Origin of the sequence: Escherichia coli (assembly GCF_036503815.1) — a bacterium.
GTDB classification, from domain to species: domain Bacteria; phylum Pseudomonadota; class Gammaproteobacteria; order Enterobacterales; family Enterobacteriaceae; genus Escherichia; species Escherichia coli_F.
Genome location: NZ_AP027764.1, coordinates 1286729 through 1304190, shown reverse-complemented (window position 1 = coordinate 1304190; position 17462 = coordinate 1286729). Strand labels below are relative to the sequence as shown.

Here is a 17462-nt window from a genome sequence, read left to right as displayed (position 1 = left end):
CGCCATGATTTCGTACCAAAGCCTGCGACTATCATACCTATTGAATAAAACAGATTGTTGTCTGGAACAATGTCCCCGATAATATGTAACATATTAGAAACATACCGGCGTCGTTGCCGATAAGTCTCCTTACTCATCCCGAGGTTAGTTATGAATACCGTTTGTACCCATTGTCAGGCCATCAATCGCATTCCCGACGATCGGATCGAAGATGCGGCAAAATGCGGACGCTGCGGTCACGACTTGTTTGACGGAGAGGTGATTAATGCGACCAGTGAAACGCTCGATAAATTGCTGAAAGATGATCTGCCTGTGGTGATCGACTTCTGGGCGCCGTGGTGCGGCCCCTGCCGTAATTTCGCACCAATTTTTGAAGATGTTGCGCAAGAGCGTAGCGGTAAAGTGCGCTTTGTGAAAGTGAATACCGAAGCTGAACGTGAATTAAGCAGCCGCTTTGGTATTCGTAGCATTCCGACAATCATGATTTTCAAAAACGGTCAGGTTGTCGACATGCTTAATGGCGCAGTACCAAAAGCACCTTTCGATAGCTGGCTGAACGAATCGCTTTAATCTTGTCGGGGTGCATCTTGTGCCCCGTTTTCTCCTCTGCGACAATGGCGTTTTTTCGACGCTCTCTTATGACCGAAAACGCTGTTCTCCAGTTACGCGCCGAGCGTATTGCGCGCGCAACACGTCCTTTTCTTGCCCGCGGTAATCGCGTTCGTCGCTGCCAACGCTGTCTTTTGCCAGAGAAATTATGTCTCTGTTCGACAATTACTCCAGCGGAAGCTAAAAGTCGCTTTTGTTTGCTGATGTTCGACACCGAGCCAATGAAGCCCAGTAACACCGGGCGTCTGATTGCCGATATCTTGCCAAATACCGTCGCGTTTCAATGGTCCCGTACCGAACCCTCGCAGGATTTGCTGGCTCTGGTACAAAACCCGGATTATCAACCGGTGGTGGTCTTCCCTGCCTCATATGCTAATGAACAACGGGAAGTGATTTTTACACCACCTGCTGGTAAGCCACCGCTGTTTATCATGCTCGATGGTACCTGGCCGGAAGCTCGCAAGATGTTTCGTAAAAGTCCGTATCTGGATAATCTTCCCGTCATTTCCGTCGATCTTTCCCGGCTTTCTGCCTATCGCCTGCGTGAAGCCCAGGCTGAAGGCCAATACTGCACTGCCGAAGTTGCCATCGCACTGTTAGATATGGCCGGCGATACCGGAGCGGCGGCAGGTCTAGGCGAGTATTTCACCCGCTTTAAAACACGCTATCTGGCAGGAAAAACGCAACATCTGGGTAGCATCACAGCAGAACAGTTAGAAAGCGTTTAAAATCATTCGGTCACTTCTGCGGGAGACCGATATGAGTCAGCGAGGACTGGAAGCATTACTGCGACCAAAATCGATTGCGGTAATTGGCGCATCGATGAAACCCAATCGCGCAGGTTATCTGATGATGCGTAACCTGCTGGCGGGGGGATTTAACGGGCCGGTACTCCCGGTGACGCCTGCCTGGAAAGCGGTGTTGGGTGTGTTGGCCTGGCCGGATATTGCCAGCCTGCCCTTTACACCCGATCTTGCGGTTTTATGTACCAATGCCAGCCGCAATCTTGCTCTTCTGGAAGAGCTCGGCGAGAAAGGCTGTAAAACCTGCATTATTCTTTCCGCCCCGGCATCGCAGCACGAAGATCTCCGTGCCTGTGCCCTGCGCCATAACATGCGTCTGCTGGGGCCAAACAGTCTGGGATTACTGGCCCCCTGGCAAGGCCTGAATGCCAGCTTTTCGCCTGTACCGATTAAACGCGGCAAACTGGCGTTTATTTCGCAGTCTGCCGCCGTCTCCAATACCATCCTCGACTGGGCACAACAGCGGGAAATGGGCTTTTCCTACTTTATTGCTCTCGGCGACAGCCTGGATATCGACGTTGATGAATTGCTCGATTATCTGGCGCGCGACAGCAAAACCAGTGCAATCCTGCTCTACCTCGAACAATTAAGTGATGCGCGACGTTTTGTTTCGGCTGCACGTAGCGCCTCACGTAATAAACCTATTCTGGTGATTAAAAGTGGACGCAGCCCGGCTGCGCAACGACTACTGAACACCACTGCAGGAATGGATCCTGCCTGGGATGCAGCTATTCAGCGCGCCGGTTTGTTGCGAGTACAGGATACCCACGAGCTGTTTTCGGCAGTCGAAACCCTTAGCCATATGCGCCCGCTACGTGGAGAGCGGCTGATGATTATCAGCAACGGTGCAGCACCTGCCGCACTGGCGCTGGATGCCTTATGGTCACGCAATGGCAAGCTGGCTACGCTCAGTGAAGAAACCTGCCAGAAATTGCGCGATGCACTGCCAGAACATGTGGCAATCTCTAACCCGCTCGATCTTCGTGATGACGCCAGTAGTGAGCATTATATTAAAACGCTGGATATTCTGCTCCACAGTCAGGATTTTGATGCGCTGATGGTTATTCATTCGCCCAGCGCCGCTGCTCCCGCAACAGAAAGCGCACATGCATTAATTGAAGCGGTAAAGCATCATCCCCGCAGCAAGTATGTTTCTCTGCTGACGAACTGGTGCGGCGAGCACTCCTCGCAAGAGGCACGACGTTTATTCAGCGAAGCCGGGCTGCCGACCTACCGCACCCCGGAAGGAACCATCACCGCTTTTATGCATATGGTGGAGTACCGGCGTAATCAGAAGCAACTACGCGAAACGCCGGCGTTGCCCAGCAATCTGACCTCTAATACCGCAGAAGCGCATCTTCTGTTGCAACAGGCCATTGTCGAAGGGGCAACGTCGCTCGATACCCATGAAGTTCAGCCTATCCTGCAAGCGTACGGCATGAACACACTTCCCACCTGGATTGCCACTGACAGCACCGAGGCTGTGCATATTGCCGAACAGATTGGTTATCCGGTGGCACTAAAATTACGCTCGCCGGATATTCCACATAAATCAGAAGTTCAGGGCGTCATGCTCTACTTGCGTACAGCCAATGAAGTCCAGCAAGCCGCAAATGCTATTTTCGATCGCGTAAAAATGGCCTGGCCGCAGGCGCGTATCCACGGCCTGCTGGTACAAAGTATGGCTAACCGTGCTGGCGCTCAGGAGTTGCGAGTAGTGGTTGAGCACGATCCGGTTTTCGGACCGTTGATCATGCTGGGCGAAGGCGGTGTGGAGTGGCGTCCTGAAGATCAAGCCGTCGTCGCACTACCGCCGCTGAACATGAACCTGGCACGTTATCTGGTCATTCAGGGGATCAAAAGTAAAAAGATTCGTGCGCGTAGTGCGCTACGCCCGCTGGATGTGGCGGGATTAAGCCAGTTACTGGTGCAGGTTTCTAACTTGATTGTCGATTGTCCGGAGATTCAGAGGCTGGATATTCATCCTTTGCTGGCTTCTGGCAATGAATTTACCGCGCTTGATGTCACGCTGGATATCACGCCGTTTGAAGGCGATAACGAGAGTCGCCTGGCTGTCCGCCCTTATCCTCATCAGCTGGAAGAATGGGTAGAATTGAAAAACGGCGAACGTTGCTTGTTCCGCCCGATTTTGCCGGAAGATGAGCCACAGCTTCAGCAATTCATTTCGCGAGTCACCAAAGAAGATCTTTATTACCGCTACTTTAGCGAGATCAACGAATTTACCCATGAAGATTTAGCCAACATGACGCAGATCGACTACGATCGGGAAATGGCGTTTGTAGCGGTACGACGTATTGATCAAACGGAAGAGATCCTCGGCGTCACGCGTGCGATCTCCGATCCTGATAACATCGATGCCGAATTTGCCGTGCTGGTTCGCTCGGATCTCAAAGGGTTAGGCTTAGGTCGACGCTTAATGGAAAAGTTGATTACCTATACGCGAGATCACGGACTGCAACGTCTGAATGGTATTACGATGCCAAACAATCGTGGCATGGTGGCGCTGGCCCGCAAGCTCGGGTTTAACGTTGATATCCAGCTCGAAGAGGGGATCGTTGGGCTTACGCTAAATCTTGCCCAGCGCGAGGAATCATGAGTAAGGTACTGGAAATGTTGACCACTTAATCGGGACTGGTGTTATTATTGCCCGCTTATGTCGTCTGCATTGCACAGAGGACCCTTCAATGAACAGAGAAGAAATGCACTGTGATGTTGTCAAAATTTAAGCGTAATAAACATCAACAACACCTTGCCCAACTACCCAAGATTTCTCAATCAGTTGATGATGTCGATTTCTTTTACGCTCCCGCCGACTTCCGGGAGACGCTGCTGGAAAAAATAGCCAGCGCGAAGCAGCGCATTTGCATTGTCGCCCTGTATCTCGAACAGGATGACGGTGGCAAAGGCATTCTGAACGCGTTGTATGAGGCTAAAAGGCAGCGTCCGGAACTGGATGTACGGGTGCTGGTCGACTGGCATCGTGCACAACGTGGACGCATTGGCGCTGCGGCATCTAACACTAACGCTGACTGGTACTGCCGCATGGCACAGGAAAATCCGGGCGTAGATGTTCCAGTTTATGGCGTTCCAATCAATACCCGTGAGGCCCTTGGTGTTCTGCACTTTAAAGGCTTTATCATCGACGATAGCGTACTTTATAGCGGTGCCAGCCTGAACGATGTTTACCTGCATCAGCACGATAAATATCGCTACGACCGTTATCATCTGATCCGTAACCGTAAGATGTCAGACATTATGTTTGAATGGGTTACACAGAATATTATGAATGGCCGCGGAGTTAATCGTCTGGATGATGTTAATCGGCCAAAAAGCCCGGAAATCAAGAACGATATTCGTCTGTTCCGCCAGGAGCTGCGTGATGCCGCTTATCATTTCCAGGGCGATGCTGACAACGATCAGCTTTCCGTAACGCCGTTGGTAGGTCTGGGGAAATCGAGTCTGTTGAACAAGACCATTTTCCATCTTATGCCTTGTGCCGAGCAGAAACTAACCATTTGTACACCATATTTCAACCTGCCAGCAATCCTTGTGCGTAATATCATCCAGTTACTGCGCGAAGGGAAAAAGGTCGAAATTATTGTTGGCGATAAAACTGCGAATGACTTCTTTATTCCGGAAGATGAACCTTTCAAGATAATTGGCGCATTGCCTTATCTCTATGAGATCAATCTGCGTCGTTTCCTGAGCCGTTTGCAGTATTACGTCAATACTGACCAGTTAGTGGTTCGGTTATGGAAAGACGACGACAACACCTATCACCTGAAAGGGATGTGGGTTGATGATAAGTGGATGCTGATCACCGGCAATAACCTGAACCCGCGCGCCTGGCGTCTGGATCTGGAAAACGCTATTTTGATTCACGATCCGCAACTGGAGCTTGCGCCACAGCGAGAGAAAGAACTGGAGCTGATCCGCGAGCATACCACCATCGTTAAGCACTATCGCGATCTGCAAAGTATTGCCGATTATCCGGTGAAGGTTCGTAAACTCATTCGCCGTTTGCGCCGTATCCGCATCGACCGATTAATTAGCCGCATCCTGTAATCACAACCCCGTCCTGTACGGGGTTTGTTTTTGGAGGCCACGTTTTGCGTATTCTTTTTGTCTGTTCGCTATTGTTACTTTCTGGATGCAGCCATATGGCTAACGATAGCTGGAGCGGGCAGGATAAAGCTCAACACTTTATCGCCTCGGCGATGCTTTCCGCTGCCGGAAATGAATATTCACAGCATCAGGGGATGAGTCGCGATCGCAGTGCCACTTTCGGGCTGATGTTCTCTGTTGGGCTGGGCGCGTCAAAAGAACTTTGGGATAGCCGCCCCGAGGGGAGCGGCTGGAGCTGGAAAGATTTTACCTGGGATGTCGCCGGTGCAACTACTGGCTATACCGTCTGGCAGTTGGCGCATAATTAAAGGCGCATCCCCTTCCCTTTGCGATGTAGCATCAAAGAAACCAGAAACGCTACTACAGCCATCAAGGTCACATACCAGAAGAAGGCTGTTTCCATTCCTATTGATTTCAGCGACAACGCTACATACTCCGCCGAACCACCAAATATAGCATTGGCGACCGCATATGACAGACCAACGCCTAATGCGCGAACCTGTGCCGGGAACATCTCAGCCTTCAGTATTCCACTGATTGAAGTATAAAAACTCACTATCAGCAGGGCGCACATCACCAGACCAAAAGCGGCATAAGGCGAAGAAACGTTCTGCAATGCTGAGAGAATAGGAACGGTAAAAATGGTTGCCAGAGAACCGAAACATAACATTGAGGTACGACGACCAATCTTATCCGACAGCGCGCCAATAAGTGGTTGAATAAGCATGAATACAAACAATGCGGCAGTCATAATGCCACTCGCCACGTTGGCATGCATTCCCGCAGTATTTACCAGATACTTCTGCATATAAGTGGTGAAGGTATAGAAACAAAGGGAGCCCGCAGCGGTAAAACCGAGAACCATGATGAATGCACGGCGATTGCGCCATAATCCTTTTAGAGATCCAGCTTCTTTTAAAGCGCGTGTTTCTTGTTGTGAAGTTTCATCTAACTGACGACGTAACCACAACGCCACAACAGCTAACACAGCTCCTAACGCGAAAGGAATACGCCATCCCCACTCTCTGAGTGCAGCGTCTTCCATGGTGTGTTGTAAAACCACGACAACCAGTAGAGCTAGCAGTTGCCCGCCGATCAACGTCACATACTGAAATGATGCGTAAAAACCTTTGCGCCCTTCAACGGCAACTTCACTCATATAGGTGGCGCTGGTGCCATATTCTCCGCCAACGGATAATCCCTGGAATAAACGAGCAAGAAGCAATAATGCCGGAGCCCAGGTACCGATTGTTTCGTAGCCTGGCAAACAGGCGATAACCAGTGAGCCGAAACACATCATACACACCGATAATAGCATCGATTTTTTGCGACCATGTTTATCGGCTATGCGGCCAAATAGCCAACCGCCTATTGGGCGCATCAGAAATCCCGCAGCAAAAACACCTGCTGTTTGCAGTAGTTGAGTCGTCGTGTTCCCGGAAGGGAAGAAGATGTGGGCGAAGTAGAGTGAACAGAACGAGTAGACATAGAAATCGAACCACTCGACCAAATTACCTGAAGAGGCCCCCACAATTGCCCAAATGCGGCGACGAGTATCACTACTTGTCAGTTTGCTGTCTGCCGTTACAGTACTTTCAGCCATGCCATTATGTCTCCTGCCGTAATCCGATGCTTTTGTCGGTCGCTGTTGTTTATTTTTTTGGTAAAGAAAATGTTATACATTTGTTGCGCATCATTATGCAACCTTAACCATGAATTTAGTTAGCAGGAAAATGGTTATTAAGGAGCTTAAGGATAGATTTCTGGTAAGGAGGAAGTATTTAAGTGGGCAATTTGGGGAAGCCGTATTCGCTGTTGAATCTGGCTTATGTGGGAGCGTAGGACGGATAAGATGCAGTCAGCGTCGCATCCGGCATTTTTTTCTGCACCAGCGCAAAAAGGCCCAGTCTTCCGACTGGGCCTTCTGCTTAATTTGATGCCTGGCAGTTCCCTACTCTCGCATGGGGAGACCCCACACTACCATCGGCGCTACGGCGTTTCACTTCTGAGTTCGGCATGGGGTCAGGTGGGACCACCGCGCTAAGGCCGCCAGGCAAATTCTGTTTTATCAGACCGCTTCTGCGTTCTGATTTAATCTGTATCAGGCTGAAAATCTTCTCTCAATCCGCCAAAACATCTTCGGCGTTGTAAGGTTAAGCCTCACGGTTCATTAGTACCGGTTAGCTCAACGCATCGCTGCGCTTACACACCCGGCCTATCAACGTCGTCGTCTTCAACGTTCCTTCAGGACCCTTAAAGGGTCAGGGAGAACTCATCTCGGGGCAAGTTTCGTGCTTAGATGCTTTCAGCACTTATCTCTTCCGCATTTAGCTACCGGGCAGTGCCATTGGCATGACAACCCGAACACCAGTGATGCGTCCACTCCGGTCCTCTCGTACTAGGAGCAGCCCCCCTCAGTTCTCCAGCGCCCACGGCAGATAGGGACCGAACTGTCTCACGACGTTCTAAACCCAGCTCGCGTACCACTTTAAATGGCGAACAGCCATACCCTTGGGACCTACTTCAGCCCCAGGATGTGATGAGCCGACATCGAGGTGCCAAACACCGCCGTCGATATGAACTCTTGGGCGGTATCAGCCTGTTATCCCCGGAGTACCTTTTATCCGTTGAGCGATGGCCCTTCCATTCAGAACCACCGGATCACTATGACCTGCTTTCGCACCTGCTCGCGCCGTCACGCTCGCAGTCAAGCTGGCTTATGCCATTGCACTAACCTCCTGATGTCCGACCAGGATTAGCCAACCTTCGTGCTCCTCCGTTACTCTTTAGGAGGAGACCGCCCCAGTCAAACTACCCACCAGACACTGTCCGCAACCCGGATTACGGGCCAACGTTAGAACATCAAACATTAAAGGGTGGTATTTCAAGGTCGGCTCCATGCAGACTGGCGTCCACACTTCAAAGCCTCCCACCTATCCTACACATCAAGGCTCAATGTTCAGTGTCAAGCTATAGTAAAGGTTCACGGGGTCTTTCCGTCTTGCCGCGGGTACACTGCATCTTCACAGCGAGTTCAATTTCACTGAGTCTCGGGTGGAGACAGCCTGGCCATCATTACGCCATTCGTGCAGGTCGGAACTTACCCGACAAGGAATTTCGCTACCTTAGGACCGTTATAGTTACGGCCGCCGTTTACCGGGGCTTCGATCAAGAGCTTCGCGTTACCGCTAACCCCATCAATTAACCTTCCGGCACCGGGCAGGCGTCACACCGTATACGTCCACTTTCGTGTTTGCACAGTGCTGTGTTTTTAATAAACAGTTGCAGCCAGCTGGTATCTTCGACTGATTTCAGCTCCACGAGCAAGTCGCTTCACCTACATATCAGCGTGCCTTCTCCCGAAGTTACGGCACCATTTTGCCTAGTTCCTTCACCCGAGTTCTCTCAAGCGCCTTGGTATTCTCTACCTGACCACCTGTGTCGGTTTGGGGTACGATTTGATGTTACCTGATGCTTAGAGGCTTTTCCTGGAAGCAGGGCATTTGTTGCTTCAGCACCGTAGTGCCTCGTCATCACGCCTCAGCCTTGATTTTCCGGATTTGCCTGGAAAACCAGCCTACACGCTTAAACCGGGACAACCGTCGCCCGGCCAACATAGCCTTCTCCGTCCCCCCTTCGCAGTAACACCAAGTACAGGAATATTAACCTGTTTCCCATCGACTACGCCTTTCGGCCTCGCCTTAGGGGTCGACTCACCCTGCCCCGATTAACGTTGGACAGGAACCCTTGGTCTTCCGGCGAGCGGGCTTTTCACCCGCTTTATCGTTACTTATGTCAGCATTCGCACTTCTGATACCTCCAGCATACCTCACAGCACACCTTCACAGGCTTACAGAACGCTCCCCTACCCAACAACACATAGTGTCGCTGCCGCAGCTTCGGTGCATGGTTTAGCCCCGTTACATCTTCCGCGCAGGCCGACTCGACCAGTGAGCTATTACGCTTTCTTTAAATGATGGCTGCTTCTAAGCCAACATCCTGGCTGTCTGGGCCTTCCCACATCGTTTCCCACTTAACCATGACTTTGGGACCTTAGCTGGCGGTCTGGGTTGTTTCCCTCTTCACGACGGACGTTAGCACCCGCCGTGTGTCTCCCGTGATAACATTCTCCGGTATTCGCAGTTTGCATCGGGTTGGTAAGTCGGGATGACCCCCTTGCCGAAACAGTGCTCTACCCCCGGAGATGAATTCACGAGGCGCTACCTAAATAGCTTTCGGGGAGAACCAGCTATCTCCCGGTTTGATTGGCCTTTCACCCCCAGCCACAAGTCATCCGCTAATTTTTCAACATTAGTCGGTTCGGTCCTCCAGTTAGTGTTACCCAACCTTCAACCTGCCCATGGCTAGATCACCGGGTTTCGGGTCTATACCCTGCAACTTAACGCCCAGTTAAGACTCGGTTTCCCTTCGGCTCCCCTATTCGGTTAACCTTGCTACAGAATATAAGTCGCTGACCCATTATACAAAAGGTACGCAGTCACACCCAAAAGGGTGCTCCCACTGCTTGTACGTACACGGTTTCAGGTTCTTTTTCACTCCCCTCACCGGGGTTCTTTTCGCCTTTCCCTCACGGTACTGGTTCACTATCGGTCAGTCAGGAGTATTTAGCCTTGGAGGATGGTCCCCCCATATTCAGACAGGATACCACGTGTCCCGCCCTACTCATCGAGCTCACAGCATGTGCATTTTTGTGTACGGGGCTGTCACCCTGTATCGCGCGCCTTTCCAGACGCTTCCACTAACACACACACTGATTCAGGCTCTGGGCTGCTCCCCGTTCGCTCGCCGCTACTGAGGGAATCTCGGTTGATTTCTTTTCCTCGGGGTACTTAGATGTTTCAGTTCCCCCGGTTCGCCTCATTAACCTATGGATTCAGTTAATGATAGTGTGACGAATCACACTGGGTTTCCCCATTCGGAAATCGCCGGTTATAACGGTTCATATCACCTTACCGACGCTTATCGCAGATTAGCACGTCCTTCATCGCCTCTGACTGCCAGGGCATCCACCGTGTACGCTTAGTCGCTTAACCTCACAACCCGAAGATGTTTCTTGCGATTCATCATCGTGTTGCGAAAATTTGAGAGACTCACGAACAACTTGCGTTGTTCAGTGTTTCAATTTTCAGCTTGATCCAGATTTTTAAAGAGCAAATATCTTAAACATGACTCGTAAGTCATCTTTAACGATATCAAGGTCGGCGACTTTCACTCACAAACCAGCAAGTGGCGTCCCCTAGGGGATTCGAACCCCTGTTACCGCCGTGAAAGGGCGGTGTCCTGGGCCTCTAGACGAAGGGGACACGAAAATTGCTTATCACGCGCTGCGTGATATTTTCGTGTAGGGTGAGCTTTCATTAATAGAAAGCGAACGGCCTTATTCTCTTCAGCCTCACTCCCAACGCGTAAACGCCTTGCTATTCACTTTTCATCAGACAATCTGTGTGAGCACTGCAAAGTACAGTTCTTTAAGGTAAGGAGGTGATCCAACCGCAGGTTCCCCTACGGTTACCTTGTTACGACTTCACCCCAGTCATGAATCACAAAGTGGTAAGCGCCCTCCCGAAGGTTAAGCTACCTACTTCTTTTGCAACCCACTCCCATGGTGTGACGGGCGGTGTGTACAAGGCCCGGGAACGTATTCACCGTGGCATTCTGATCCACGATTACTAGCGATTCCGACTTCATGGAGTCGAGTTGCAGACTCCAATCCGGACTACGACGCACTTTATGAGGTCCGCTTGCTCTCGCGAGGTCGCTTCTCTTTGTATGCGCCATTGTAGCACGTGTGTAGCCCTGGTCGTAAGGGCCATGATGACTTGACGTCATCCCCACCTTCCTCCAGTTTATCACTGGCAGTCTCCTTTGAGTTCCCGGCCGGACCGCTGGCAACAAAGGATAAGGGTTGCGCTCGTTGCGGGACTTAACCCAACATTTCACAACACGAGCTGACGACAGCCATGCAGCACCTGTCTCACGGTTCCCGAAGGCACATTCTCATCTCTGAAAACTTCCGTGGATGTCAAGACCAGGTAAGGTTCTTCGCGTTGCATCGAATTAAACCACATGCTCCACCGCTTGTGCGGGCCCCCGTCAATTCATTTGAGTTTTAACCTTGCGGCCGTACTCCCCAGGCGGTCGACTTAACGCGTTAGCTCCGGAAGCCACGCCTCAAGGGCACAACCTCCAAGTCGACATCGTTTACGGCGTGGACTACCAGGGTATCTAATCCTGTTTGCTCCCCACGCTTTCGCACCTGAGCGTCAGTCTTCGTCCAGGGGGCCGCCTTCGCCACCGGTATTCCTCCAGATCTCTACGCATTTCACCGCTACACCTGGAATTCTACCCCCCTCTACGAGACTCAAGCTTGCCAGTATCAGATGCAGTTCCCAGGTTGAGCCCGGGGATTTCACATCTGACTTAACAAACCGCCTGCGTGCGCTTTACGCCCAGTAATTCCGATTAACGCTTGCACCCTCCGTATTACCGCGGCTGCTGGCACGGAGTTAGCCGGTGCTTCTTCTGCGGGTAACGTCAATGAGCAAAGGTATTAACTTTACTCCCTTCCTCCCCGCTGAAAGTACTTTACAACCCGAAGGCCTTCTTCATACACGCGGCATGGCTGCATCAGGCTTGCGCCCATTGTGCAATATTCCCCACTGCTGCCTCCCGTAGGAGTCTGGACCGTGTCTCAGTTCCAGTGTGGCTGGTCATCCTCTCAGACCAGCTAGGGATCGTCGCCTAGGTGAGCCGTTACCCCACCTACTAGCTAATCCCATCTGGGCACATCCGATGGCAAGAGGCCCGAAGGTCCCCCTCTTTGGTCTTGCGACATTATGCGGTATTAGCTACCGTTTCCAGTAGTTATCCCCCTCCATCAGGCAGTTTCCCAGACATTACTCACCCGTCCGCCACTCGTCAGCAAATCAGCAAGCTGATTCCTGTTACCGTTCGACTTGCATGTGTTAGGCCTGCCGCCAGCGTTCAATCTGAGCCATGATCAAACTCTTCAATTTAAAAGTTTGATGCTCAAAGAATTAAACTTCGTAATGAATTACGTGTTCACTCTTGAGACTTGGTATTCATTTTTCGTCTTGCGACGTTAAGAATCCGTATCTTCGAGTGCCCACACAGATTGTCTGATAAATTGTTAAAGAGCAGTGCCGCTTCGCTTTTTCTCAGCGGCGCGGGGTGTGCATAATACGCTTTCCCGCTTCAGAGTCAAGCATTTTTTTGCTTTTCTCTGTCGAGATTCTCAGGAGAATCTCGCTGACCCGGCGGCGTGTTTGCCGTTGTTCCGTGTCAGTGGTGGCGCATTATAGGGAGTTATTCCGGCCTGACAAGCGAAAAATATAAAAACTTTATCGTTCGCTCATTTTTCAGGCAAAACATCTTGAACATAGTCTTTTCCGTCTAATTTATAGACAAAAACGAGCCCCGAAGGACTCGTTTTATCATTACTGGACGGCGACAATCCTGTCTTCATTAACTTCCAGGCGAATAACTTTACCCGGAACCAATTCACCAGACAGTATTTGCTGTGCCAGCGGGTTTTCGATCTGCTGCTGGATAGCACGTTTCAGAGGACGTGCACCATAGACCGGATCGTAACCGTTCTCGCTCAGCAGTTTCAGCGCCTCGTCAGAAATGTGGATTTCATAACCACGTTCTTCCAGACGTTTGTACAGACGTTTCAACTGAATCTGCGCAATCGACGCAATGTGCTGTTCACCCAGCGGATGGAAGACCACCACTTCATCGATACGGTTAATGAATTCCGGACGGAAGTTATGGCTTACCACACCGAGTACCAGCTCTTTCATGTGCGCATAATCCAGTTCACCGAAGCGTTCCTGAATCAAATCGGAACCGAGGTTAGAGGTCATAATGACAACCGTATTACGGAAGTCGACCGTTCTCCCCTGCCCGTCAGTCAGACGCCCATCATCCAGTACCTGCAACAGAATGTTGAAGACATCCGGATGCGCTTTTTCCACTTCATCCAGCAGGATGACGGAATACGGACGACGACGCACCGCTTCGGTCAGGTAGCCACCTTCTTCATAACCGACATATCCCGGAGGCGCACCAACCAGACGAGACACCGAGTGTTTCTCCATAAACTCGGACATATCGATACGGACCATCGCCTCGTCGCTATCAAACATAAAGTTCGCCAGCGCCTTACAAAGCTCAGTTTTACCCACACCAGTTGGGCCAAGGAACAGGAATGAACCAATCGGGCGATTTGGATCCGCAAGCCCCGCACGGCTACGACGAATAGCGTTAGATACCGCATCAACCGCTTCGTTCTGACCAATAACGCGATGGTGCAGTTCTTGCTCCATACGCAGCAGTTTTTCGCGCTCGCTTTCCATCATGCGAGAAACCGGAATCCCCGTCCAACGCGCCAGCACTTCAGCAATTTCGGCGTCGGTCACTTTATTACGCAAGAGACGCATAGTTTTGCCTTCGAGCTGCGTTGCGGCTTCCAGTTGCTTTTCCAGTTCTGGAATTTTGCCATATTGCAGTTCAGACATCCGCGCCAGATCACCCACACGGCGAGCCTGTTCAATGGCGATTTTCGCCTGTTCCAGTTCCGCTTTAATGGTCTGCGTACCAGAAAGCGACGCTTTCTCAGCTTTCCACTCTTCTTCTAACTCGGAATACTGACGTTCTTTGTCACTCAGTTCTTCGTTGAGCATATCCAGGCGTTTTTTACTGGCTTCATCAGACTCTTTCATTAACGCCTGTTGTTCCAGTTTGAGCTGGATGATACGACGATCGAGTCGGTCGAGTTCCTCTGGTTTTGAGTCAATCTGCATACGAATGCTGGATGCTGCTTCATCGATCAGGTCGATGGCTTTATCCGGCAGCTGACGGTCCGCAATGTAGCGATGAGACAACGTCGCCGCTGCAACAATTGCCGGGTCAGTAATTTGCACATGGTGGTGCAGCTCGTAACGTTCTTTCAGGCCACGCAGAATAGCAATGGTGTCTTCCACGGTTGGCTCGGCAACAAACACTTTCTGGAAACGACGTTCCAGCGCAGCATCTTTTTCGATGTACTGGCGATATTCGTCCAGTGTCGTGGCACCTACGCAGTGCAATTCACCACGCGCCAGCGCCGGTTTCAGCATGTTGCCGGCGTCCATTGCGCCATCGGCTTTACCCGCACCGACCATGGTATGTAATTCGTCGATAAACAGGATGACGTTGCCTTCCTGTTTGGCGAGATCGTTAAGCACGCCTTTTAAACGTTCTTCAAACTCACCGCGATATTTCGCCCCAGCCACCAGCGCGCCCATATCCAGCGCCAGTACGCGGCGGCCTTTCAACCCTTCCGGCACTTCGCCATTGATAATACGCTGAGCCAGACCTTCAACGATGGCTGTTTTACCAACGCCTGGTTCACCAATCAGCACCGGGTTATTTTTAGTACGACGTTGCAGTACCTGAATGGTACGGCGAATTTCTTCATCACGGCCAATCACCGGATCGAGTTTGCCTTGTTCGGCTCGTTCGGTGAGGTCGATAGTGTATTTTTTCAAAGCCTGACGTTGGTCTTCAGCTCCTTGATCGTTCACGCTTTCACCTCCACGCATTTGTTCAATCGCTTGAGTAATGTTGGCGGTGGTCGCCCCTGCTGCTTTCAGGATGTCGGCCAGCGTGCCGCGAGACTCAAGTGCCGCCAGAACGAACAGTTCTGACGAGATAAAGTTATCACCACGTTTTTGCGCCAGCTTGTCGCAAAGATTAAGAACGCGCACCAGATCCTGTGAGGGCTGGACATCGCCACCAGTGCCTTCAACCTGCGGTAAACGATTTAATGCCTGATTGATATCTGTGCGCAACTGACCAGCATTGATGCCGGCGGATGTTAATAAAGGACTAACCGAACCCCCTTCCTGATTCAGCAGGGCGCTCATTAAATGAAGTGGTTCGATGAATTGGTTGTCGTGCCCGAGTGCAAGTGATTGGGCATCGGCAAGAGCAAGCTGGAATTTATTAGTAAGACGATCCAGACGCATAACTCCTCCCATAACGGATCAAAGTTGCTACTGGAGATTAAATGAGGTCATCCCTCAATTATTCAAGGTTATTGACCAGATTAATGTGAAAAGAAAATCACGCGTACCGGATCGTCTTGATTCTTTAGGTTATATCAGCCAAATGAAACTTGCCATACGACCAGTGGTCTTGTCGCGACGATAAGAGAAGAATGTCTCATTTTCCGTATATGTACAACGGTCGCCGCCGAAAATTTGCTCAACACCAACGTTCGCCAGACGCTGCCGGGCAAGCTGATAAATATCCGCCAAATATTTATCTCCATGCTGAATGAAAGCTGCACTCGCTTTGGCGTCTACTGCCATAAACGCCTCGCGAACCTCCGCTCCCACTTCAAACGCGCGTGGACCAATTGCCGGCCCTAACCAGGCGAGAATGTTTTCGGGATTATCAGCAAAACAGGAAACCGTCTCTTCCAGCACGCCTGCGCACAGTCCACGCCAGCCAGCATGAGCGGCGGCGACTTCCGTTCCCGCTCGATTGCAAAACAGCACAGGGAGGCAGTCAGCCGTCATCACGGCGCAAACCGTGCCGGGCGTATTGCTATAAGAGGCATCCGCTCGTTTTGAGGCATAAGGTTCGCCAGTAAGCTTAAGCACATCTTTGCCGTGTACCTGCTCAAGCCAGACCGGTTTTGAAGGCAAATTGCCCGCAGCAAAAAGTCGCTTACGATTTTCCTCGACGTGATCCGGGTTATCGCCACAATGGGCACCGAGGTTGAGCGAGTCATACGGCGGCAAGCTCACGCCGCCGATACGGGTAGAGCTACAGGCCGCAACACCTTTTGGCAGCGGCCACTGCGGGACAATCAGCTTACTCATAACCAGTCCACTTCATCCTTATGCTCTTCGAAATCGGCGCGCATCACCTCAATCAGCTCCACCATATCTTGTGGAATAGGCGCATGCCATTCCATTTCGATGCCGGAGATCGGGTGATAAAGACGCAGCATGGTTGCATGAAGCGCCTGGCGGTCAAACTTACGCAGCGTGGAGATAAACGCTTCCGAAGCACCTTTTGGCGGACGCGGACGGCCGCCATAAACCGGATCGCCCACCAGCGGATGAGTGATATGGGCCATATGCACGCGGATCTGGTGCGTACGTCCGGTTTCCAGACGCAACCGCAGACGCGTGTGCACACGGAAGTGTTCCATGATGCGATAGTGAGTGACCGCCGGTTTACCCATCGGATGCACCGCCATGTGAGTACGTTTGGTCGGGTGACGGCTGATTGGTTCATCTACTGTACCGCCAGCGGTCATATGACCAATTGCCACCGCTTCATACTCACGAGTAATTTCACGCCGTTGCAAAGATTCGACTAAACGCGTCTGAGCCGGAACGGTTTTTGCCACAACCATCAGGCCGGTGGTGTCTTTATCCAGACGATGGACGATGCCCGCACGCGGTACATCGGCAATGGGCGGATAATAATGAAGCAACGCATTCAGTACCGTGCCATCCGGGTTACCCGCGCCAGGATGTACCACCAGGTCGCGTGGTTTATTAATGACGATGATATCTTCATCTTCATAGACGATATCCAGCGGGATATCCTGCGGTTCAAAACGCGCTTCTTCTTCAATCTCAGCGTTGATGGCCACCTGCTCGCCACCCAATACTTTTTCTTTCGGCTTATCACAAACTTTGCCGTTAACCAGCACGCGCTGGTCGAGGATCCATTCTTTTATTCGCGAACGTGAATAATCCGGGAACATTTCGGCCAAAGCCTGATCTAAGCGTTGACCGAGTTGGTTTTCGGACACCGTTGCAGTGAGCTGTACTCGTTGTGCCATATATACTGCTTCTT

Annotated in this window: 9 protein-coding genes, 1 tRNA gene and 3 rRNA genes; 5 read left to right on the top strand and 8 right to left on the bottom strand. The window is 51.3% G+C overall.

Annotated elements, in window-relative coordinates:
- Positions 1–150 precede the first annotated feature (150 nt).
- From trxC to yfiM, 5 genes are all read left to right on the top strand, one after another.
- Positions 151–570: a thioredoxin TrxC gene (gene trxC / locus AABJ99_RS06335; protein ID WP_039021704.1), complete on the top strand. Its 420-nt coding sequence runs from the start codon at positions 151–153 to the stop codon at positions 568–570.
- Positions 571–638: 68 nt separating this feature from the next.
- On the top strand, positions 639–1337 hold the full coding sequence (gene tapT, locus AABJ99_RS06330) for a tRNA-uridine aminocarboxypropyltransferase (RefSeq protein WP_001354828.1): 699 nt from the start codon (positions 639–641) through the stop codon (positions 1335–1337).
- Positions 1338–1368: 31 nt separating this feature from the next.
- Complete coding sequence (patZ, locus tag AABJ99_RS06325; RefSeq protein ID WP_000082993.1) at positions 1369–4029, top strand: peptidyl-lysine N-acetyltransferase PatZ; 2661 nt, start codon at positions 1369–1371, stop codon at positions 4027–4029.
- Positions 4030–4142: 113 nt separating this feature from the next.
- Positions 4143–5498, top strand: coding sequence for a CDP-diacylglycerol--serine O-phosphatidyltransferase (gene pssA, locus AABJ99_RS06315; protein WP_000949262.1), 1356 nt, complete (start codon positions 4143–4145; stop codon positions 5496–5498).
- 44 nt (positions 5499–5542) lie between these two features.
- Positions 5543–5866 (top strand): YfiM family lipoprotein, encoded by a 324-nt coding sequence (yfiM, locus tag AABJ99_RS06310; protein ID WP_001221087.1) that lies wholly within the window; start codon positions 5543–5545, stop codon positions 5864–5866.
- Here yfiM and kgtP read toward each other — a convergent pair.
- The 8 genes from kgtP to rluD all read right to left on the bottom strand — a co-directional run bounded on the left by kgtP (position 5863) and on the right by rluD (position 17448).
- Positions 5863–7161 carry an alpha-ketoglutarate permease gene (kgtP, locus tag AABJ99_RS06305; protein WP_000841106.1) on the bottom strand — a complete coding sequence of 433 codons (1299 nt, stop codon included), beginning with the start codon at positions 7159–7161 and terminating at the stop codon, positions 5863–5865. The genes yfiM and kgtP overlap by 4 nt on opposite strands.
- Positions 7162–7496: 335 nt before the next feature.
- Positions 7497–7612: ribosomal RNA gene (rrf, locus tag AABJ99_RS06300) — 5S ribosomal RNA — on the bottom strand.
- 95 nt (positions 7613–7707) lie between these two features.
- Positions 7708–10612, bottom strand: a 23S ribosomal RNA gene (locus AABJ99_RS06295).
- A gap of 194 nt (positions 10613–10806) precedes the next feature.
- Positions 10807–10882, bottom strand: a tRNA-Glu gene (locus tag AABJ99_RS06290).
- Positions 10883–11053: 171 nt separating this feature from the next.
- Positions 11054–12595 (bottom strand): 16S ribosomal RNA (locus AABJ99_RS06285).
- The 16S, 23S and 5S rRNA genes sit together here with 1 tRNA gene alongside, the layout of an rRNA operon.
- 441 nt (positions 12596–13036) lie before the next feature.
- Positions 13037–15610, bottom strand: coding sequence for an ATP-dependent chaperone ClpB (gene clpB, locus AABJ99_RS06280; RefSeq protein ID WP_002431841.1), 2574 nt, complete (start codon positions 15608–15610; stop codon positions 13037–13039).
- 129 nt (positions 15611–15739) lie between these two features.
- Complete coding sequence (gene yfiH / locus AABJ99_RS06275) at positions 15740–16471, bottom strand: purine nucleoside phosphorylase YfiH (RefSeq protein WP_000040132.1); 732 nt, start codon at positions 16469–16471, stop codon at positions 15740–15742.
- Positions 16468–17448, bottom strand: coding sequence for a 23S rRNA pseudouridine(1911/1915/1917) synthase RluD (gene rluD, locus AABJ99_RS06270; RefSeq protein WP_000079112.1), 981 nt, complete (start codon positions 17446–17448; stop codon positions 16468–16470). Before rluD ends, yfiH begins: the two co-directional genes overlap by 4 nt.
- Positions 17449–17462: the final 14 nt, after the last annotated feature.

Excerpts from the sequence above, each read along its gene's own strand:
- tapT (WP_001354828.1), top strand. The coding sequence starts at position 639 with ATGACCGAAAACGCTGTTCTCCAGTTACGCGCCGAGCGTATTGCGCGC.
- yfiH (WP_000040132.1), bottom strand. The coding sequence starts at position 16,471 with ATGAGTAAGCTGATTGTCCCGCAGTGGCCGCTGCCAAAAGGTGTTGCG.
- rluD (WP_000079112.1), bottom strand. The coding sequence starts at position 17,448 with ATGGCACAACGAGTACAGCTCACTGCAACGGTGTCCGAAAACCAACTC.
- trxC (WP_039021704.1), top strand. The coding sequence starts at position 151 with ATGAATACCGTTTGTACCCATTGTCAGGCCATCAATCGCATTCCCGAC.
- pssA (WP_000949262.1), top strand. The coding sequence starts at position 4,143 with ATGTTGTCAAAATTTAAGCGTAATAAACATCAACAACACCTTGCCCAA.
- patZ (WP_000082993.1), top strand. The coding sequence starts at position 1,369 with ATGAGTCAGCGAGGACTGGAAGCATTACTGCGACCAAAATCGATTGCG.
- kgtP (WP_000841106.1), bottom strand. The coding sequence starts at position 7,161 with ATGGCTGAAAGTACTGTAACGGCAGACAGCAAACTGACAAGTAGTGAT.
- clpB (WP_002431841.1), bottom strand. The coding sequence starts at position 15,610 with ATGCGTCTGGATCGTCTTACTAATAAATTCCAGCTTGCTCTTGCCGAT.